This window comes from Rhizobium sophoriradicis, assembly GCF_003939025.1.
In the GTDB taxonomy this organism is placed as follows: Bacteria; Pseudomonadota; Alphaproteobacteria; order Rhizobiales; family Rhizobiaceae; genus Rhizobium; species Rhizobium sophoriradicis.
In genome coordinates this window covers 127,066-146,948 of sequence record NZ_RQIH01000005.1, presented here as the reverse complement: position 1 = coordinate 146,948, position 19,883 = coordinate 127,066, and the positions used below count along the sequence as shown (strand labels likewise).

Genomic DNA, 19,883 nt, shown 5'->3' with positions numbered 1-19,883 from the left:
CCAAAGGAAAAGAAGCAATGTCTTACGATGTGATCGTTATCGGAACCGGCCCGGGCGGCTATGTCTGCGCCGTCAAGGCAGCCCAACTCGGCCTCAAGGTCGCCGTCGTCGAGAAGCGCGCCACCTATGGCGGCACCTGCCTGAACGTCGGCTGCATCCCGTCCAAGGCCTTGTTGCATGCCTCCGAAATGTTCCATCAGGCCGGTCACGGCATGAGCGCGCTCGGCATCGATCTTCCCGCGCCGACGCTCAACTTCGCCAATATGATGGCGCACAAGGATGCGACGGTGAAGGCGAATGTCGACGGCGTCGCCTTCCTCTTCAAGAAGAACAAGATCGATGCCTTCCAGGGCGCAGGCAAGGTCGTCTCGGCCGGCAAGGTTGCCGTCACCGCCGAGGACGGCCAAGTGCAGGAGATCGAAGGCAAGAACATCGTCATCGCCACCGGTTCGGATGTCGCCGGCATTCCCGGTGTGCAGGTCGAGATCGATGAGAAGACCATCATTTCCTCCACCGGCGGCATCGCGCTGGACAAGGTGCCGGAAACGCTGATCGTCGTCGGCGGCGGCGTGATCGGCCTCGAACTCGGTTCGGTCTGGTCGCGCCTCGGCGCCAAGGTCACGGTCGTCGAATATCTCGACACCATCCTCGGCGGCATGGACGGCGAGGTCTCCAAACAGTTCCAGCGCATGCTTGCCAAGCAGGGCATCGATTTCCATCTCGGCGCCAAGGTCACCGGCGTCGAAAAGGGCGATACCGGCGCCAAGGTCATCTTCGAGCCAGTCAAGGGCGGCGATAAGGTGACGCTCGACGCCGAGGTCGTGCTGATTGCCACCGGCCGCAAGCCTTATACGGCGGGTCTCGGCCTCGAAGAGGCCGGTGTTGCGCTCGACAGTCGCGGCCGCGTCGAGATCGACGGTCACTTCAAGACCAATGTCGCCGGCATCTATGCGATCGGCGATGTGGTCAAGGGCCCGATGCTGGCGCACAAGGCGGAAGACGAGGGTGTGGCGCTTGCCGAAATCATTGCCGGGCAGCATGGCCATGTGAACTACGATGTCATTCCGAGCGTCGTCTACACGCAGCCCGAGATCGCCTCGGTCGGCAAGACCGAGGAAGAGCTGAAGGCGGCGGGTATCGCCTACAAGGTCGGCAAGTTCCCGTTCACGGCGAACGGCCGCGCCCGCGCGATGCTGGCGACCGATGGCTTCGTCAAGATCCTCGCCGACAAGGAAACCGACCGCGTGCTCGGCGGCCATATCGTCGGCTTCGGCGCCGGCGAGATGATCCACGAGATTGCTGTGCTGATGGAGTTCGGCGGTTCGTCGGAAGATCTCGGCCGCAGCTGCCACGCGCATCCGACGATGTCGGAAGCGGTCAAGGAAGCCGCGCTCGCCACCTTCTTCAAGCCGATCCACATGTAATCTTACATATTCGCAATCGAGTGCGCAGCCGCTTGCCGTGAGGCAGGCGGCTGTTTTAGTTGTTGCATGACGATTGGCTGAAGGCTGCCGGTTCAGTTCACCGCAGTCACGGTAAAGCCCTGCTTGCGCAGCAACTCGATGACGCCGGCTTGGCCGGGCAGATGCAGGGCGCCGACGGCCATGAAGACGTTGCCGCCGTCGAGAATGGGAGCGGCGCGTTCGGCCATCACCTTGTTGCGGTCGAGGATGACGCGCTGTTCGAAGGCTGCATAGTCGCTGTCTTCGCCTTGCTTCTCCGGCGTCACGGTCTTCAGCATCGGCATGGTCATGCCGATATCGCCGGAGAGGTAGAGATCGGTCATCGTTTCGACGACGTCGCTCATCTTGTCGCCGAGTTCCAGCGTCTCGATCAGCGACTTCATATGGAATTCGACCGGCAGGTCGGCCATCGCCTGGATCTGTTCGGCAAGGGTCTCCAGCCCCTTGACCTGCTTGCCCTGAGCAACGGCGTCGGTGGCGATCTTCTGGTCGAGGAACTGCACGCCCCTGGCCTTCCGGGCGAGTTCGCAGGCCGGAAGCGCGACGGCGCTCGAGATCATCCACGGCCGCATGCGGGAGACGGCGCTGAGCGGGATGCCGCGCTTCTTGAGGCCGGCTTCCAGCCGCCTGTAATCCTCGGCAGACAGCAGCTTGTCGATCGTCGTGCCGTCGGTGAACATCGTCAGTTCCGGCCGCGCCAGCAGGGCGGCGGTCGCCTTGCGTTCATCGAGGATTTCGTCGGATTCGATGATGATCGTATTGGCGGCGTCGTGGGCTGCCTGGGCGCGCGGCGGCAAGGCCAGCACGCGCGGATCGGTGACATGCATGCTGCCGAGCAGCCATGAAGGCTGAAGTCCTGTTTTTTCGATCTTCCAGAAGATGCCCTTGCCGTTCGGCACTGCCTCGGCTTCCTTGACCGCCTCGGCGTAGCGGCTGGGGTCGCTCTGCTGCAGATCGATCATCAGATTGCGTCCGGTGCAGGCGCCGTCTTCGGCCGCGGCCGGCCGTGCCGCCAGGAAGGCGACCAACAGCGCCGCAAGAAGCAGCATGTGGAAGGCTGCAATCAACCAGAGCAGCAGGTTGCCGGATGCTGCAAGGAATGAGGTCCGGCGGCCGATTGATGTCGTCATGATGATGTTCCGGTCACATGCTCTATGTTTCTCATGCTCTACGCTCGGCTTGCGCATAATCCTTTAAGAGAATGCGTTAACGAAAACTTAGCGCATCGTATCAAGTCGGATTCATGAGCGCTGAGCTTGCCGATAGGCCGCGGGCCGCTGTCACAGCCATGCATCAGGCGCGCGGATGGGCCCGATCATACACCTCGAGCAGCCGCGACGCATCGACGCCGGTATAGACTTGCGTCGTCGATAGGCTGGCATGGCCGAGCAGTTCCTGGATGGTGCGCAGATCGCCGCCGCCGGCAAGCAGGTGGGTGGCGAAAGAGTGGCGAAGCGCATGCGGCGTCGCCGTCTCCGGCAGGCCGAAGGCGCTGCGCAGCTTCTGCATGGCGCGCTGGATGATCGCCGCCTGCAGCTTGCCGCCGCGGGCGCCGCGAAACAGCGGCGCGCCGCTTTCGAGATGATATGGGCAGAGCGTGCGATATTTCTCGACCGCGTCGAACACCACGGGCAGCAGCGGCACCAGCCGCGTCTTGTTGCCCTTGCCGGTGATGCGCAGCGTCGCCGCCCCCTTCGGCAGGTCAGCAGGAACGAGATCCAGCGCCTCGGAGATGCGCAGGCCGCAGCCGTAGAGCAGCGTCATGACAGCCGCATCGCGCGCGGCGATCCAGGGCTCGTCATGGAGCTGGGCTTCGTTGCTGACGACGGTGATCGCCTGCGTGTCCGACAGCGGCTTGGGAAGCGACTTCGGCTGTTTCGGCGAGCGGATCGCGGCAGCGCCGGCGGCATTGACCAGGCCCTTCCTTTCGAGATGGCGCAACAGCGAGCGAAGGCCCGCCAGGTTGCGGCCGAGCGAGCGGGCGCCGGAGCCCTGTTTGCGTCGGGCCGCGAGAAAGGCGCGGAAATCGGCGGGGCGCAATTCCCGGATGTCGCTAAGCGTCGCCGGGCCGGCGAGATGGCCGGTCAGAAAGGTCAGGAACTGGCGAGTGTCGCGCTCATAGGCATCGAGCGTGTGCTCGGAAAGACGGCGCTCGCGAGCGAGGTTTTCGAGCCAGGCGGCCCGTTCCGCCATCAGGCGCGGATCGGCGATAACAAGCAGTTCGTTCACGTCGCGGCCTTGAATTTGCCCTTAAGTCCGCCAATTTGAAGCAGGAACGGTTATGGAATTGCTAATGCCGGCCAAGCCTTTGTCATCCTTAGATCATATTGTACTGCGATAGCTTACAGCCCATAGACAGGATCTTTCATGGCACCGCGCGACTCCATGACGGCTTTCGGACAGCTCGCGGAAGCGATCGTTCTTGTTTCACAGGGAAAGCCCGGCCATATCGTCGACACGCTGATTGCCGAACGCGGCCAGAGGATCGTGAAAAATCCGCTCTGGCCGGTCATGCGGCCGTTCCTCTACACGCTTCTGCGCTATAACAAGGCGATCGAATTCGCCAATGCGGTTGCCAAGATGCCGGGCTTCCAGGCGTTCGAATATTTGAGCGGCGTGCTGAAGCTCGACATCGGCATCGCCAATGGCGAGCGCATCCCGGATACGGGCGGCTTCATCCTCGTCAGCAACCATCCCACAGGCATCGCCGACGGTGTTGCAGTATTCGACCTTCTGAAATCGCGTCGGCCCGACATGATGTTCTTTGCCAATCGCGATGCAATCCGCGTCAATCCGCGTTTCGCCGAGATGGTCATCCCGGTCGAGTGGCGGGAGGAGCATAAGAGCAAGCTCAAGGCGCGTGAGACGCTGCAATTGACGAACCATGCGGTGAGGGAGGGCAAGGCGACCGTGCTCTTTCCATCAGGCCGTATCGCCTATTGGGCGAACGGCCGGCTGAACGAACGCCCATGGAAGACGTCGGCGGTTGGGCTGGCGCGCAAATACAATCTGCCGATCCTTCCGGTCCACATGACGGCGCGCAATTCCGGACTGTTCTACTGGCTGGCGAAATGGTCGACGGAACTGCGCGACATGACCGTCTTTCATGAATTGTTGAACAAGCGCGGCGACCGTTTCGATTTCGTGATCGGCAACCTCATCCCCGCCGAGCATCTCGACGGCGATCTCAACGAGGTGACGAAGGCGCTGGAGAAACATACGGTGTATGATTTGGCCAGCGACGGCGATGTCACCTTCGTGCCGGTCGGCATGCCGGCCGCGGCGATGCCGCGCGAGATTCCGGTACCTGCCGTCTAGATGCATTGGTATTGCCATGAGATCGATATCCGCATTATCCGCGATCGATTGCCGCAGGAGATCGCAAAGCTCGAACGCGATGCCCGGCAGGAGGGCCATCTTCATATCACCCGCCTCATCGGCGATTGGTCGGCCGGTGCCGTCAGGTTCGAGCGTGACGGCGAAAGGCTGCTGGCCGCCTATGTTGCGGAGGGGCTTGCGGGCATCGGGGGCATGACCATCGAGCCCACCATGTCAGGGGCGTTGCGGATGCGGCGATTCTATATTCGTCCCGCAATGCGCAGGCGCGGCATCGGCCGAATGCTCGCCCTTTCTCTGCTCGATCATGCACGCCCCTGCTGCAGTACCGTCACTGTTCATGTGGGAAATGATGCTGCGGCGAAATTCTGGGAGTCGCTCGGGTTTCAGCCGCGCGCGCGGAACCGCTATAGCCATGTTCTCGAGCTCGATGGGTCAGGCTGCCCTGACGGCGAAAAGACGTTGTTTCGACAACCATAGCCGTCGCAATCATACCTGCCGCTTCGATCTATCGTGCCGCCCTCAGGCGCCGATCTCCTTGAGACGGATGGTCTGGCGGGCCAGCAACCGCTCGACATCGGCAATATCGAGTGCCGAAAGCCTGGCGCCTGGTTTGCGCAGCGTGGCGGACTTGATGACGCCGCGCTTGGCAAGCACATATTTGCGGCAGGCAAGGCCGATGCCCTGCTGCTGTTCGTAGCGGGCGAGCGGCAGATAGGCATCGAAGATCGCATGAGCGCGATCGGGATTGCCGGCCGCATAGGCTTCGACGACGCCGACCATCATCTCGGGATAACAAAAGCCGGTCATGGCGCCGTCGGCGCCGCGGCCCATCTCTTCGGGCAGGAACAGCCCGCCATTGCCGCAAAGAATCGAGATGCGCCGCATGGCGCCTTTGTCGCTGGCGGCGCGAAGTGCTGAGATCTTTGCAAGACCCGGCCAATCCTCGTGCTTGAGCATGACGCAATTCGGCACCGCGTTGACGATGCGCTCGATGACGACAGGCGCGATCGTCACGTTTGTGGTGAGTGGATAGTCCTGCAGCACGAAAGGCGTGTCGCCCAGGGCTTCGCCGACCGACTGATAGAAGGCCAAAGCCTGGTCGTCGGTCTTGACCGTCCAGGGCGGCGCAACCATGACGCCGGCAGCACCTTCGCCCATGACGGCTTCGGCAAGTTCGCGCATCGGCGCAAGTCCGGGCGCTGAGACGCCGACGACGACGGGAAGGCGCCCGTCGAGGCGCTTCAGCACACGTTCGACCACGCTCCGCGATTCCTCGGCTGTCAGCTTCGGGGCTTCGCCGAGTTGGCCAAGCACCGTCAGTCCGGTGACGCCGGCGCCCTCGTAGAAATCGACCATGCTGTCGATGCTGTCGAGATCGAGGGCGCCGTCGTCGGTGAATGGAGTTACGGCGATCACATAGACGCCCTTGGCGTCTTCGGTCAGTCTGGCCATTCGCGCGCTCCAATTCAGCGGCCGAAGAACAGCGCTTCAGCATTTCCAATTGAATCTCTCCGGCAATCTATGCGGCCAATCGTTCGTCCGGCAACCCTTTCTTAAGAGTATGGGCGATCCTGGCGGAACCGTCGCAAATCCGCATTCCTCGCAAGATGCACCGCCTCGTCTTTGCGGTTCCAATTCCGTCGATTTGCGGGCATGTTCTCGCCCGATGAGCACAGATTCGTCCGATCTCTTTGGCGCGCTGTTCGAAGCACCGCCCGTGAACCGAACGGTTCCGGTGCTGGTGCCGATGCCGGCGCCGAAACCCTATTCCTATTCGGTGCCGGAAGGCATGGCGGTCGAGCCCGGCTCGGTCGTGCAGGTGCCGCTTGGGCCGCGACAGGTGATCGGCGTGGTCTGGGACGGCGGCGAGGATGGCGTCGATCCGAAGAAGCTCCGTCCGATCAGCCATGTCTTCGACTGCCCTCCACTTTCCAGGGAGATGCGGGATTTCATCGACTGGGTGGCGGCCTATACGCTCTCCCCGCCCGGCCTCGTCGCGCGCATGGCATTGAGGGCGCCGAACGCCTTCGAGCCCGAGCCGATGGTCGAGGGGCTGAAGTTCATCGGCGGCAAACCGGAGCGGCTGACACCGGCGCGGACGCGCGTGCTCGAGACCGCTTCCGACGGCTTGTCCTGGACACGCAGCGGCCTGGCGCATGCGGCTGGCGTTTCGACCAGCGTCGTCGATGGTCTGATTACGCTCGGCATCTTCGAGACGATATTCCTGCCGCCGCCGCCAGTGGTGGCGATGCCGGATCCCGATTTTGCCGCCGCTCGCCTCGAAGGGCCGCAGAAAGAGGCGGCCGCAGAGATCGTCTCCGACATTCGCAAGGGCGAATTTACCGTATCGCTGATCGACGGCGTGACCGGCTCCGGCAAGACCGAGGTCTATTTCGAGGCGATCGCCGAGACGCTGAAACGCGGCAGGCAGGTGCTGATCCTGCTGCCGGAGATCGCGCTGACGGCCAGTTTCATGGAGCGCTTTCAGGATCGCTTCGGGGCAAAGCCCGCCGAATGGCATTCCGACCTCGCTCCGCGCATGCGAGAAAAAGTCTGGCGCCAGGCGGTGACCGGCGAAGTCAGGGTCGTCGCCGGCGCCCGCTCGGCGCTCTTCCTGCCTTTCGAGGATCTCGGCCTCATCATCGTCGACGAGGAGCATGATCCCGCCTACAAGCAGGAAGACCGCGTCTTCTACAATGCGCGTGATATGGCCGTGGTGCGCGGCCGCATCGGTGATTTCCCCGTCGTCCTGGTGTCGGCGACGCCGTCGGTCGAAAGTCAGGTCAACGGGCAGAGCGGGCGCTACAGCACCGTGCATCTGCCGACGCGTTTCGGCGATGCGGCGCTGCCCGACCTGCATCTCATCGATATGCGCAGGCACGCGCCGGAGCGCGGCCGCTTCCTGTCGCCGGTCCTGATCCGGGCGATCGGCAAGACGGTGGAGCGGCGCGAACAGGCGCTGCTCTTTCTCAACCGGCGTGGTTATGCGCCGCTGACGCTCTGCCGGGTCTGCGGTCACCGCTTCCAATGCCCGCAATGTTCGAGCTGGCTGGTCGAGCATCGCTTCCGCAAGCAGCTGCAGTGTCATCAATGCGGTCATGCCGAGCGCACGCCGGAAGCATGCCCGGAATGCGGCACGCTCGACCATCTCGTTGCCTGCGGGCCCGGCGTCGAACGTATCGCCGAAGAGGTGGAGCGGCATTTCCCGCAGGCGCGGACGATCGTTCTCTCCTCGGATATCATGGGCGGTGTGAAGCGGCTGCGGCTGGAGCTCGATGCCATCGCCAGGGGCGAGGCCGATATCGTCATCGGCACCCAGCTCGTCGCCAAGGGCCATAATTTTCCGCTGATGACGCTGGTCGGTATCATCGACGCCGATCTCGGCCTCGCCAACGGCGATCCGCGTGCGGCCGAGCGCACCTTCCAGCTTCTGTCGCAGGTGACCGGCCGGGCCGGGCGCACCGGGCTCAAGAGCCATGGGCTGCTGCAGACCTACCAGCCGCAGCATCCCGTGATGCAGGCGATTGTTTCAGGTGATTCCGATGCCTTTTACGAGCGCGAGATCACCGAGCGCGAACGCGCCGCACTGCCGCCCTTCGGCAGACTGGCCTCGATCATCGTCTCGGCCGAAACCCGCCACGACGCCGAAAACCATGCGCGCGGCATGCGCAACGCAGCGCCCCAGGTGTCCGGCATCTCGGTGCTCGGCCCGGCGGAGGCGCCCCTGGCGCTGGTGCGCGGCCGCCACCGCTTCCGGCTTCTGGTGCACGGGCGGCGCAACTCCGACATGCAGGGCTTCCTGCGGGCGATGCTGTCGCAATCGCCGAAGGAGCGCGGATCGGTGCAGGTGCAGCTCGATATCGATCCGCAGAGCTTTCTGTAGATCGTTCCGCACGCTGCGTTCCCGGATCCGGCCGAGCATGGCATAAACGCAGAATCAGCGGATGATTTGGGGTCGAGGCATGGAATTTGAGTTTCCGACGGAATTTGGTGAGCAGCTTGCCTTCGGCGCAGCCGCCTTCACGGCCTTGGCCGGCTTCGTCATCATGTTTGCGCCGGGTCTTGCGATGAGGGTCTTCGGTCTGGCGTCGCGCGGCGAGCGGCGTGAAGGTTTCAGCGAGGTCCGATCGATGGGCGGCTTTTATCTCGGTCTTGGCCTCGGTGCCGTCGTGCTGGCTCAGCCGCTGATTTATACCGCCTTCGGAGCGGCGTTCGCCATGGCTGCGTTTGCCCGCATCGTCTCCATCCTGTCAGATAAGGGGAGTACTTACCTCAACTATTTACTTCTGGTTGTGCAGGCGATTATCGCGGCACTGCCACTGCTGTATGTTTTCGGCTTCTTCCAGACGTAATTTTCGCCGCCGCCGGCGGCTTCCGCGGCCCGCTTTCAGACCATCGCGCAATTTTGCAGACAGAAATTCATGCGAAAGGCGTATTCGGGCATTACGCGTGTTGCGAGTCCGAACATCCTATGTTAGACGGACCCCGAATTTCGGAAGAAGCAAGAGGCTTCTCTTGTGATTTCTGGGGGAAATCAAAACGAATTCAAGATCATAGGTTCGGCGCCCGCCGAGAGCCGGATTTTGGATTGAAATCAGGGAAATTTGTGCCAGTGGCAGACACGTCCCAGCTTACTTCTGGTGTTGCCGAGCGCTATGCCTCGTCGCTTTTCGAGCTGGCGCTCGAACAGGGCGCCGTCGACAGCGTCACCGCCGATCTCGACCGTTTCCAGGCGATGCTGGATGAGAGCGCCGAACTGAAGCGCTTCGTCGCAAGCCCGGTTTTTTCCGCTGAGGACCAGCTGAAGGCGATTGTCGCCATCAGCGAGAGGGCCGGCATCAGCGGCTTCTTCGCCAATTTCCTGAAGGTCGTGGCGCGCAACCGCCGCCTGTTTGCCCTGCCTGGCATGATCAAGGCCTTCCGCATCATCGCCGCGAACCATCGCGGTGAAATCTCCGCCGAGGTCACCTCGGCGCATGCGCTTTCCGAGGCGCAGGAAACCGAATTGAAGGTGGCACTCAAGAGCGTTACCGGCAAAGACGTGACGATATCAGTCACGGTCGATCCGTCAATTCTCGGTGGTCTGATCGTAAAGGTCGGGTCCCGCCAGATTGATACGTCTCTTCGTACCAAACTCTCCACTCTTAAGCTCGCATTGAAAGAGGTTGGCTGATGGATATCCGCGCCGCGGAAATTTCCGCAATTCTCAAAGACCAGATCAAAAATTTCGGCAAAGAGGCAGAAGTCTCGGAAGTCGGCCAGGTTCTTTCCGTCGGTGACGGTATCGCTCGCGTTTACGGGCTGGACAATGTCCAGGCTGGTGAAATGGTCGAGTTCCCCGGCGGCATCCGCGGCATGGCCCTGAACCTTGAATCCGACAACGTCGGTGTCGTTATTTTCGGCTCCGACCGCGACATCAAGGAAGGCGACACCGTCAAGCGGACCGGCGCCATCGTCGACGTTCCGGTTGGTCCGGAACTGCTCGGCCGCGTCGTCGACGCGCTCGGCAATCCGATCGACGGCAAGGGCCCGATCAATGCGACGCGCCGTTCGCGCGTCGACGTCAAGGCGCCGGGCATCATTCCGCGCAAGTCGGTTCATGAGCCAATGTCGACCGGCCTCAAGGCCATCGATGCGCTGATCCCGGTCGGCCGCGGCCAGCGCGAGCTCGTCATCGGCGACCGTCAGACCGGCAAGACCGCCATCCTGCTCGATGCCTTCCTCAACCAGAAGGCCATTCACGAGAGCGGTCCGGAAGGCGAGAAGCTTTACTGCGTCTACGTCGCCGTCGGCCAGAAGCGCTCGACCGTTGCCCAGTTCGTCAAGGTTCTCGAAGAGCGTGGCGCCCTGAAGTACTCGATCATCGTGGCCGCCACGGCTTCCGATCCGGCGCCGATGCAGTTCCTCGCTCCGTTTGCCGGCTGCGCCATGGGCGAATATTTCCGCGACAACGGCATGCACGCGCTGATCGGTTACGACGACCTGTCGAAGCAGGCCGTGTCCTACCGCCAGATGTCGCTGCTGCTGCGCCGCCCGCCGGGCCGCGAAGCCTATCCGGGCGACGTTTTCTACCTGCACTCGCGCCTGCTCGAGCGCGCCGCGAAGATGAACGACGACAAGGGCGCCGGCTCGCTGACCGCTCTGCCGGTCATCGAAACGCAGGGCAACGACGTTTCGGCCTTCATTCCGACCAACGTCATCTCGATCACCGACGGCCAGATCTTCCTCGAAACCGACCTGTTCTATCAGGGTATCCGTCCGGCCGTTAACGTCGGTCTGTCGGTTTCCCGCGTCGGTTCGTCGGCTCAGATCAAGGCGATGAAGCAGGTTGCCGGCTCGATCAAGGGCGAACTCGCCCAGTATCGCGAAATGGCGGCCTTTGCCCAGTTCGGTTCGGACCTCGACGCTGCGACGCAGCGCCTGCTGAACCGCGGTGCACGCCTTACCGAACTCCTGAAGCAGCCGCAATTCTCGCCGCTGAAGACGGAAGAACAGGTCGCCGTGATTTTCGCCGGCGTCAACGGCTATCTCGACAAGCTGCCCGTCGCATCGGTCGGCAAGTTCGAGCAGGGCGTGCTTTCGTACCTGCGTTCGGAAGGCTCGGCCATCCTCGACGCGATCCGCACGGAAAAGGCAATCAGCGACGATACCAAGGGCAAGCTTACCGCTGCTCTCGATAGCTTCGCCAAGTCTTTCTCGTAATCGGGCCCGAAGTTAGGACGGATCACGGATGCCTTCACTCAAGGATCTGAAAAACCGGATCGCCTCCGTCAAGGCGACGCAGAAGATCACCAAGGCGATGAAAATGGTCGCCGCGGCGAAGCTTCGGCGTGCGCAGGAGGCGGCCGAGGCCGCCCGGCCTTATTCGCAGCGCATGGGTGCGGTTCTGGCGAATATCGCCAAGGCCGTCACCGATGCGGATGGCGCACCGGCGCTGATGACCGGCACCGGCCAGGACAAGGTCCATCTGCTGGTGGTCTGCACGGCCGAGCGCGGTCTTTGCGGCGGCTTCAACTCGCAGATTGCGCGCTTTGCGCGTGACCACGTCCGCAAGCTGGTCGCTGAAGGCAAGACGGTGAAGATCTTCACCGTCGGCAAGAAGGGCTACGACATCTTACGCCGTGAATATGCGCCGCTGATCATCGAGCGCAAGGAACTGCGCGACGTCAAGAAGATCGGTTTCGAAAATGCCGACCAGATCGGCAAGCGCATCATCGAGATGTTTTCGGCCGGCGAGTTCGACGTCTGCACGCTGTTCTACTCCGAATTCAAGTCGGTGATCAGCCAGGTTCCGACCGCGCAGCAGCTCATCCCGGCCAAGGCTCCGGAAGCCGCTGCCGAAGATGCCGCCCATGCCGGCGCCGTCTATGAATACGAGCCGGATCCGGCGTCGATCCTCGGCGATCTGATCCCGCGCAACATCTCCGTCCAGATCTTCCGCGCGCTCCTCGAGAACGTCGCAGGCGAGATGGGCGCCAAGATGAGCGCCATGGACAATGCGACGCGCAATGCTGGTGAGATGATCAACAAGCTGACACTGAGCTACAACCGTCAGCGTCAGGCGCAGATCACCAAGGAACTGATTGAAATCATTTCGGGCGCGGAAGCGCTCTGAGTTAGGAAAAGAGGGTAAGAAAATGGCTGAGGCAGCTACCCGCTCTGTCGGCAAAGTCACCCAGGTTATCGGCGCCGTCGTCGACGTTGCTTTCGAAGGCGAACTGCCGGCGATTTTGAACGCGCTCGAAACCGACAATAACGGCAACCGTCTGGTTCTCGAAGTCGCTCAGCATCTGGGCGAAAACGAAGTCCGCACCATCGCCATGGACTCGAGTGAAGGTCTCGTTCGCGGCCAGCAGGTCATCGATACCGGCGCTCCGATCTCGGTTCCGGTCGGCAACGAGACGCTCGGCCGCATCATGAACGTCATCGGCGAGCCGGTCGACGAAGCCGGTCCGCTGGTCACCGCCCATAAGCGCGCCATCCACCAGGATGCGCCTGCTTATGTCGAGCAGTCGACGGAAGCGCAGATCCTGGTCACCGGCATCAAGGTCGTCGACCTGCTGGCTCCCTACGCACGCGGCGGCAAGATCGGCCTCTTCGGCGGCGCAGGCGTCGGCAAGACCGTTCTGATCATGGAGCTGATCAACAACGTCGCCAAGGCGCATGGTGGTTACTCGGTTTTCGCAGGCGTCGGTGAACGCACCCGCGAAGGCAATGACCTCTATCATGAAATGATCGAATCGAACGTCAACAAGCATGGCGGTGGCGAAGGCTCCAAGGCTGCGCTGGTTTACGGTCAGATGAACGAACCGCCGGGCGCCCGCGCCCGCGTCGCTCTGACGGGTCTGACGGTTGCGGAACACTTCCGCGACCAGGGTCAGGACGTTCTGTTCTTCGTCGACAACATCTTCCGCTTCACGCAGGCAGGTTCCGAAGTGTCGGCTCTGCTCGGCCGTATTCCTTCGGCCGTGGGTTATCAGCCGACGCTGGCAACCGACATGGGTCAGATGCAGGAACGCATCACCACGACGACGACCGGCTCGATCACCTCGGTTCAGGCCATCTATGTTCCGGCTGACGACTTGACCGACCCGGCACCGGCAACCTCGTTCGCCCACCTTGATGCAACGACGGTTCTGTCGCGTTCGATCGCTGAAAAGGGCATCTACCCGGCCGTCGACCCGCTCGACTCCACCTCGCGCATGCTCGACCCGATGGTTGTCGGCGAAGAGCACTACGAAGTCGCCCGTAAGGTTCAGTCGACGCTGCAGCGTTACAAGGCCCTGCAGGACATCATCGCCATCCTCGGCATGGACGAACTGTCCGAAGAGGACAAGCTGGCCGTCGCCCGCGCCCGTAAGATCGAGCGCTTCCTGTCGCAGCCGTTCTTCGTCGCCGAAGTCTTCACCGGTTCGCCGGGCAAGCTGGTTGCGCTCGAAGACACGATCAAGGGTTTCAAGGGCCTGGTCAACGGCGAATACGACAATCTGCCGGAAGCTGCCTTCTACATGGTTGGCTCGATCGACGAAGCCATCGAAAAGGCCAAGAAGCTCGCTGCCGCTTGATGAGCGACGCTCAGGACGAGATATTCTGCTGCGACTCCCTCAAGGGGGTCGTGGCGGAACTTCCGGAACCGGCAGCACCGACCGTCTATCGTGCCGATAACGGCGTGGTCATGATGGTTGTGGGGCTGGTTCAGACCGAGGAAGGCCTCGGATATCTCGACCAGGCGATACTGCACTGCCCGTTCTGCGGGACCAAATTGCAAGATGCAAAAGCCATAGCCGAGAAGGTAAGTCACTGATGGCTGACAATTTCAACTTTGAGCTCGTTTCGCCGGAGCGTCTGCTCTTGTCGGAGATGGTGACCGAGGTCGTCATTCCCGCAACCGAGGGCGAGATGACCGTCATGGCGCACCACGCGCCGACGATGACGACCATCAAGCCCGGTGTGGTGAGCGTGCGTTCGGCGTCCGGCAAGAAGCAGGACTACGTGGTGTTCGGCGGTTTTGCCGATATCCTGCCGACAGGCTGCACTTTGCTCGCCGAATCCGCCGTCCCGGTCGAGGAACTCCATAAGGACGAGCTGACCCGTCGGATCGAGGCTGCCCGCAAGGAGCTCGAACATGCAGAGCTGCACGAGCACAAGTCGAAGCTCGAGCATTTCATCATGGAACTGACGCATCTGCGCGGCATCGTCCAGCAGGACTGACCGGGTACGACAGCCTCAATGAAAGGGCGGCCTCAATGGCCGCTTTTTTTGTGTCTGGCTTCTTCCTTGGATAGGGACAACAGCGTTGTCGTGCGACTTCAAACGAACGCGGCCGCCTGTTTTGGTCGAGAAAACAGACGGCTTCAATCAGATCAGGAAAACTCCAAAAGCGCTCTCCAATTCTTTGGGAGTCGCCTGAGCTGCTGGCGGATCATGCAGCCGCAGCTTGTCGCAGCGTCTCAGAAGCCGGTGCCGCCGCGTAGCTCGATGATCAGTGTCTTGAACAGGATCTTCAGGTCGAGCAGCAGGCTGAAATTCTTGACATAATAGATATCACAGGCGATGCGGGCCCGAGCTGCCAGCGGCCTTGTCGTCGGGCCGCGCCAGCCGCGTGTTTGCGCGAGGCCGGTGATGCCGGGGCGCATGACGTGTCGCTGGTGGTAGTTCGGCACCACTTCCTCGTAGAGCCTGCCGGCTGCGCGCATGTTGATGGCATGGCAGCGTGGGCCGACCAGGGACATCTCGCCCTTGAGGACGTTCAGCAGTTGCGGCAGTTCGTCGATATTGGTCCTGCGGAGCATTGCGCCGATGGCGGTCATCCTGACGTCGCCCTTGACGGTCTGCTGGACGCCGCTGGGATCGCAAGCTTCCGCCCGCATCGAGCGGAATTTGAAGACGTTGATCTTCCGGCCGTTCAGGCCCCAGCGGATCTGGCGGAAGAACACCGGACCGCCATCGTCGAGCTTGATGAAGAGAGCGATCGCCAGAAAAAGCGGCGCCAGCACGAGGAGGGCGCTGGCCGAGATGACGATGTCGATCAGCCGTTTCACGGCCAACCGCAGTGCCGGCTTTGCTTTGCCATTGGCAAAGCTCTCCGGCTGGCGAATGTTGGAATTCGCTATGACCAGGGTCCTGGTTTTGGTCTGACGCTGAGACGGATCGAAGCGTGAACTCGTCTTCGAAGTAAAAGCATACATTAAGCAAGGCCCACAAGTTTAGATGCAATTCTGAACTGTGTGGAGACAAATACATGCTCAGGTAAGGTTTGTCATCGTCATAATTAACAAATCGCTAACCCTGGAGACACCAAAAATGGGAGTATTCCTGGTTAACCTTAATGCCTATAGTTGAGGCGAAAACAATATTATACTTTAAAAGGAGTAGCCCGATCGGGTGGGCGAGATGTCAGACGGTTTCCGAATTCGATCGCCGGTCGTTCCAGCAGATGGTAGCTGAGACTTGCCACCAGAAGGACAAGCGCCGCCGTCAGTGCGCAGGATTGCAGCCAGCCGATGACGACATTGTCCGAGGAAGCGCCGAACGAACCGGGGTCGAGTTTCTGGATCAATGTCAGGATGATCTCCTGCCAGATATAAATGCCGAACGAGATCTTGGCGACGTAGCGGACGGGAGCGTTGTCGAGCAACCTGCCGAGGCGATGCGAATGGCAGAGCGATACGAGTGCGGTTGCGATCGCCAGCGGAAAGACCGGAAATCCGTAGGGGATGTCTAGCCAGCCGTAAGCCTCGGCCGAACCGCCTGGCGATATGGCGAGGCGGTAGCCGGCAATGGATAAAGCGAGAAGTGCTGCGGCATCGAACCAGAAGGAACGCCTTGCAGGCAGCATAACGTCGATGCCGGCGGCAAGCGCGCCGAGCGCGAAGAGGGCGAAGAAGGCGATCGGATTGTAGTTGGGCATCCATTCCTTCGCCCCGCCCTGCAGGCCATAGGCCCAGCCCCGCCCGATGTCGTCCAGCGCGAAGAACCTGAGGATCGCCAGATGGGCAATGAGGACGACGGCAATGACGCAGAGCCAGGCGGAACGGGCCAGCAACCGGCGGTGCCGCAGCCGCGGCAGGCGAAACAAGAGGAAAAAGCAGCCCGGCAGAAGCACATAGCTGGTGACCTCGAAGGGGATGGACCAGAGCGGTCCGTCGGCTTCGACAGGGAAAAACGTGCGCCAATGCCATTGGCTCATGAACAGCATTCCGGAAACATAGCGAATTGCAAGCTCCGGTGTCAGCGGCACGGCAAGCAGCGTCAGGCTGACCATAAAGCCGACGGTGGCGGCGACCCAGAAGCCGGGGGCAATCCGCGCCGCCCTGCGGATGGCATAGCTGGCAAGACTCGGCATGTCGCTGCCGGCATCGAGCGCGCGCCAGAAAGGCCGGGCCAGAAGAAAGCCGCTGAGCACGAAGAAAATGGCGACGCCGAAATTGCCGAAGCGGAGAATATGCGCCGCCGGTGCCAATTCATCGGGAATTCGGCGCATATCCAGCCGGAGCGCGAGATGATGAGCAAGCACCAGCAGGCAGGCCGTCGCGCGCAGAAAGTCCGCTCCGGCCAGCCTCTCCTGTGGTCGCATGTCGTTCCTCACCCTGCCCGATCCGGCTCAAACCGCACCAAGCAAAAGCTTGCCGTGGAACCCCGCTTCGGGCAAGGCCGGGACGGGTTCAGCCGAGAAGTTCGTTGGTATAATAGGTGGAAAAGTCCGGCTTCTCCTTGAGCTTTGCGCCATTCGCATCGACCAGGATGCCGTTCTCGAGCAGGAAGGCGCCGATGGCATCGGCCTTCGCCGGATCGATTGTGCCGATCACGCCGGCCTCGGATTTGAGGAAATGCCCATCGATCAATGCCTTCTGGGACGCCTTTACCAGTTCCGTATTCATCAGTGCGCCATTGCTGTTGGAAATCAGCAGTTCGCAGGCTTCGTCGGGATGGTCGACGGAGTAGGCATAACCCTGGCGCGTCGCCTGGATAAAGGCGCGGGCGTGTTCCCGGCTGGCCGAGAGATAGGCGTCGCTGGAGACGATGACCGTCGTCTGCTCGTCGGGAATACCGTAATCGGAATAGTGGAAGCGGCCGATCTTGCGGTTTTCCAGTTCGGCGGCGATGCCTTCCCAGGTGTAGATCTCCAGCGTGAAATCGATTGAGCCATTGTCCAGCGCCTCGTAGGCGGAGGTGCCGAGGGTGACGGTTTTGACGTCGCCCGTGCCGCCGTCATTGCGGATCATCGCGGAGACCAGCGCGCTCTCCCAGGTGCCGCCGAAGCCGCCATAGGTCTTGCCGTCGAGATCCTTTGGGCGCTTGATGTCGTCGCGTCCGCCCTTGTAGATCAGGCGCGCGGTTTCGGTCTGGACGACGCCATAGACCATCTTCACGTCACCGCCGCCGGCGCGCTGCGTCATGGCCTCGATCTCGCTACTAATGCCGAAATCGGCAACCCCGTTCGACACCAGCGTGCCGGCGCTGGTATCGGTAAAGGGTAGAATTTCGACATCGAGTCCGGCGGCCGCATAGAAGCCCTTCGCCTTGGCGACATAGATGCCGATATGGTTGGTGTTGGGCGTCCAGTCGAGCGCAATGCGAACCTTTGCCGGCGCTGACTGGGCGTAGGCGGTGCGGCCGGCGAGGCTTGTCGCGAGGGCGGCGAGGATCGTCTGTCGACGGGTGAGAAGCAGCATGGTGACCTCCTCAGGTCTCTAGAGCATAATGCCGAAAAGGTGAGCGGTCTTCGGACAACGTCATGCTCTAACTCTTTAAATCAGAACGGGATTCGGAATTTGGGCCGACCGGCCTAAAATCATCCTGTTCTAGCGGATGAAGCAGGGTTTGCAGGATTTCGGTCTCGATCGCCTGGGCCGCCGGCGAGCCGAGATCGGCGATGCTTCTCGGGCGGGGCAGGGGAACGCGGAATTGGCGGATGATACGCGCCGGGCGGGCCGATAGCACGTAGATCCGGTCGGAGAGGAATACCGCCTCGCGAACATCGTGGGTGATCAACAAGGCCGTCCAGCGATGTTGCGTCCACATGCCCTGCAGCCATTCCTGGATCTGCATGCGTGTCAGCGCGTCCAGCGCGCCGAAAGGCTCGTCGAGGAGCAGCATGTCCTGGCTCTGGACGACGGTGCGCAACAGCGCGGCGCGCTGGCGCATGCCGCCGGAAAGTTCGGCGGGATAATGGTGTTCGAAGCCGGCAAGGCCGAAGTGCTCGAACAGCGGCGCCACCGTGGCGCGGGCGGCGCGGCGGCTCATGCCGCGCACCTCCAGGCCGAGTGCGGCATTGTCGATGATCCGGCGCCAGGGCATCAGCGCATCGCGTTGCGGCATGAAGGCGAAGGAATGCGGCGTCTGTTCGAGGGGCGCGCCCTTGAACAGCAGGGCGCCGGAATCGGGTCGCAGCGCCTGGGTCAGCAATCGAAGCACCGTCGATTTTCCGGAGCCGGAGGGGCCGACGATCGAAACGAACTCGCCGCTTGCGACCGCGAGCGAAATATCGCCGAGCACCTGCATGCCGTCGAAGGTTTTCGAAATCTTACGCAGTTCGACCAGTTCATCGGTCATCGGCGGCGCTCCCCGGACGGTTGCCAGGGCATGACGAGACGCTCGATCATCAGCGTCACTGCGAAGAGGCAGAGTGTCAGCACGGCGCTGACGACGACGGCGGCGAGGACGAGATCCGGCCGGAAATTGTTCTTGGCGTTGAGGATATAGATGCCGAGGCCGCGCGCGGCTCCCGCATATTCGGCAAAGATCGCGCCAACGACGGCATAGGTGATCGAGATCCTGAGGCCGGCGAAAAAATAGGGCAGCGAGGAGGGAAGCCGGGCCAGGCGGAAAATGCGCCAGCGGCTTGCCTTCATCGAGTTCAAGAGTTCAGCGATGTCGCGGTCGGTCGCCTCATAACCCTGCAGCAGGGCGACGAGCAGCGGGAAGAAGGTGACGAGCGCTACCAACAATATCTTCGGCAACAGGCCGAATCCGAACCAGAGAACGACGAGCGGGGCGATCGCCACCAGCGGCAGGGTCTGGCTGCCAATGAAGATCGGCAGCAACGCCCGGCGCATGGAGGGCATGAAATCCATCAGGATCGACGAGACGAAAGCGAAGGCGAGCGACAGGGCGAAGCCGCCGAGTGTGGCGCCGAGCGTCGGCCAGGTGTTTGATATTAACGCTTCGCGGTTCAGCCAGCCTTGGGTAAGGATACGCGAAGGTGCTGGCAGGATGGATGGTTTGATGCCGGAAAGATCGACATAAATTTCCCATGCGGCCAGAAAGACAAAACCGGCGAGCAGGGCCGGGATCGCCCGGTACAGGCCGGCACCGAGCGCGGCAAGACGCGAATCCGATGGTGGTGGCGATGTCATCAACGTCGATTTCAGGCTTTCGTCCGGCTGCATGAGTCTTCAAATCGGAATCGATCCAAGGTCATGCAGCAATTCAAAGCGCCGCAGCCTCCTTTGCGCGCTTGAATAGTCGCGCGGCGGCGCAGATACGCAAACCTGTCGAAGACATCGAGAATGGTGCCGGGGAAGCCGCCGGACATCGGCCAGGGTGACACTTGTGCGCTCGGAAACATCTGAACCTCGC

The 19,883-nt window shown here is 61.8% G+C and carries 19 protein-coding genes; 11 read left to right on the top strand and 8 right to left on the bottom strand.

Translation table 11 applies throughout. The features are described 5' to 3' along the window. Positions 1–17 precede the first annotated feature (17 nt). Complete coding sequence (gene lpdA / locus EFR00_RS09720) at positions 18–1,424, top strand: dihydrolipoyl dehydrogenase (RefSeq protein ID WP_077992118.1); 1,407 nt, start codon at positions 18–20, stop codon at positions 1,422–1,424. Positions 1,425–1,516: 92 nt separating this feature from the next. On the opposite strand, the gene EFR00_RS09715 is transcribed toward lpdA, so the two are convergent. Beyond that, positions 1,517–2,593, bottom strand: coding sequence for a TraB/GumN family protein (locus EFR00_RS09715; protein ID WP_077992116.1), 1,077 nt, complete (start codon positions 2,591–2,593; stop codon positions 1,517–1,519). 163 nt (positions 2,594–2,756) lie between these two features. Continuing rightward, positions 2,757–3,692: a tyrosine recombinase XerC gene (locus tag EFR00_RS09710; protein WP_038691729.1), complete on the bottom strand. Its 936-nt coding sequence runs from the start codon at positions 3,690–3,692 to the stop codon at positions 2,757–2,759. A 138-nt stretch (positions 3,693–3,830) separates the two neighbouring features. On the opposite strand from EFR00_RS09710, the gene EFR00_RS09705 reads away from it, so the two are divergent. After that, on the top strand, positions 3,831–4,781 hold the full coding sequence (locus tag EFR00_RS09705; protein WP_077992113.1) for a GNAT family N-acetyltransferase: 951 nt from the start codon (positions 3,831–3,833) through the stop codon (positions 4,779–4,781). After that, complete coding sequence (locus tag EFR00_RS09700; protein WP_077992111.1) at positions 4,782–5,279, top strand: GNAT family N-acetyltransferase; 498 nt, start codon at positions 4,782–4,784, stop codon at positions 5,277–5,279. Positions 5,280–5,321: 42 nt separating this feature from the next. Here the strand turns inward: EFR00_RS09700 and EFR00_RS09695 are convergent, their stop codons facing one another. Continuing rightward, the gene (locus EFR00_RS09695) at positions 5,322–6,254 is read right to left on the bottom strand and encodes a dihydrodipicolinate synthase family protein (RefSeq protein WP_077992109.1); all 933 of its coding nucleotides are present in this window, start codon (positions 6,252–6,254) and stop codon (positions 5,322–5,324) included. 214 nt (positions 6,255–6,468) lie between these two features. Between EFR00_RS09695 and EFR00_RS09690 the strand changes: the two genes are divergently transcribed. The 8 genes from EFR00_RS09690 to EFR00_RS09655 all read left to right on the top strand — a co-directional run bounded on the left by EFR00_RS09690 (position 6,469) and on the right by EFR00_RS09655 (position 14,513). Continuing rightward, complete coding sequence (locus EFR00_RS09690; protein WP_077992444.1) at positions 6,469–8,685, top strand: primosomal protein N'; 2,217 nt, start codon at positions 6,469–6,471, stop codon at positions 8,683–8,685. Positions 8,686–8,764: 79 nt separating this feature from the next. Then, positions 8,765–9,154: an AGROH133_08824 family phage infection protein gene (locus tag EFR00_RS09685; protein WP_077992107.1), complete on the top strand. Its 390-nt coding sequence runs from the start codon at positions 8,765–8,767 to the stop codon at positions 9,152–9,154. Between the two features lie 254 nt (positions 9,155–9,408). Beyond that, on the top strand, positions 9,409–9,975 hold the full coding sequence (locus EFR00_RS09680; RefSeq protein ID WP_170961502.1) for a F0F1 ATP synthase subunit delta: 567 nt from the start codon (positions 9,409–9,411) through the stop codon (positions 9,973–9,975). Beyond that, positions 9,975–11,504, top strand: coding sequence for a F0F1 ATP synthase subunit alpha (gene atpA, locus EFR00_RS09675; protein WP_077992106.1), 1,530 nt, complete (start codon positions 9,975–9,977; stop codon positions 11,502–11,504). The genes EFR00_RS09680 and atpA overlap by 1 nt, the downstream gene beginning before the upstream one ends. Before the next feature lie 28 nt (positions 11,505–11,532). After that, the gene (locus tag EFR00_RS09670) at positions 11,533–12,417 is read left to right on the top strand and encodes a F0F1 ATP synthase subunit gamma (protein WP_038691718.1); all 885 of its coding nucleotides are present in this window, start codon (positions 11,533–11,535) and stop codon (positions 12,415–12,417) included. A 22-nt stretch (positions 12,418–12,439) separates the two neighbouring features. Further along, on the top strand, positions 12,440–13,867 hold the full coding sequence (gene atpD, locus EFR00_RS09665) for a F0F1 ATP synthase subunit beta (protein WP_038691716.1): 1,428 nt from the start codon (positions 12,440–12,442) through the stop codon (positions 13,865–13,867). Next, entirely contained in the window at positions 13,867–14,106 is a 240-nt protein-coding gene (locus EFR00_RS09660) for a hypothetical protein (protein WP_009984701.1), read from the top strand. Before atpD ends, EFR00_RS09660 begins: the two co-directional genes overlap by 1 nt. After that, positions 14,106–14,513 (top strand): F0F1 ATP synthase subunit epsilon, encoded by a 408-nt coding sequence (locus tag EFR00_RS09655; protein WP_010053653.1) that lies wholly within the window; start codon positions 14,106–14,108, stop codon positions 14,511–14,513. Before EFR00_RS09660 ends, EFR00_RS09655 begins: the two co-directional genes overlap by 1 nt. 239 nt (positions 14,514–14,752) lie before the next feature. On the opposite strand, the gene EFR00_RS09650 is transcribed toward EFR00_RS09655, so the two are convergent. The 5 genes from EFR00_RS09650 to EFR00_RS09630 all read right to left on the bottom strand — a co-directional run bounded on the left by EFR00_RS09650 (position 14,753) and on the right by EFR00_RS09630 (position 19,660). Next, positions 14,753–15,490, bottom strand: a complete 738-nt coding sequence (locus EFR00_RS09650; RefSeq protein ID WP_038691714.1) for a sugar transferase — start codon at positions 15,488–15,490, stop codon at positions 14,753–14,755. Between the two features lie 167 nt (positions 15,491–15,657). Next, entirely contained in the window at positions 15,658–16,878 is a 1,221-nt protein-coding gene (locus tag EFR00_RS09645) for an acyltransferase family protein (protein WP_009996358.1), read from the bottom strand. Between the two features lie 88 nt (positions 16,879–16,966). Then, on the bottom strand, positions 16,967–17,977 hold the full coding sequence (locus EFR00_RS09640; RefSeq protein ID WP_009996361.1) for an ABC transporter substrate-binding protein: 1,011 nt from the start codon (positions 17,975–17,977) through the stop codon (positions 16,967–16,969). A gap of 67 nt (positions 17,978–18,044) precedes the next feature. Next, complete coding sequence (locus EFR00_RS09635; protein ID WP_009996363.1) at positions 18,045–18,857, bottom strand: ABC transporter ATP-binding protein; 813 nt, start codon at positions 18,855–18,857, stop codon at positions 18,045–18,047. Beyond that, positions 18,854–19,660, bottom strand: coding sequence for an ABC transporter permease (locus EFR00_RS09630; RefSeq protein ID WP_077992442.1), 807 nt, complete (start codon positions 19,658–19,660; stop codon positions 18,854–18,856). Before EFR00_RS09630 ends, EFR00_RS09635 begins: the two co-directional genes overlap by 4 nt. Between the last annotated feature and the right edge of the window lie 223 nt (positions 19,661–19,883).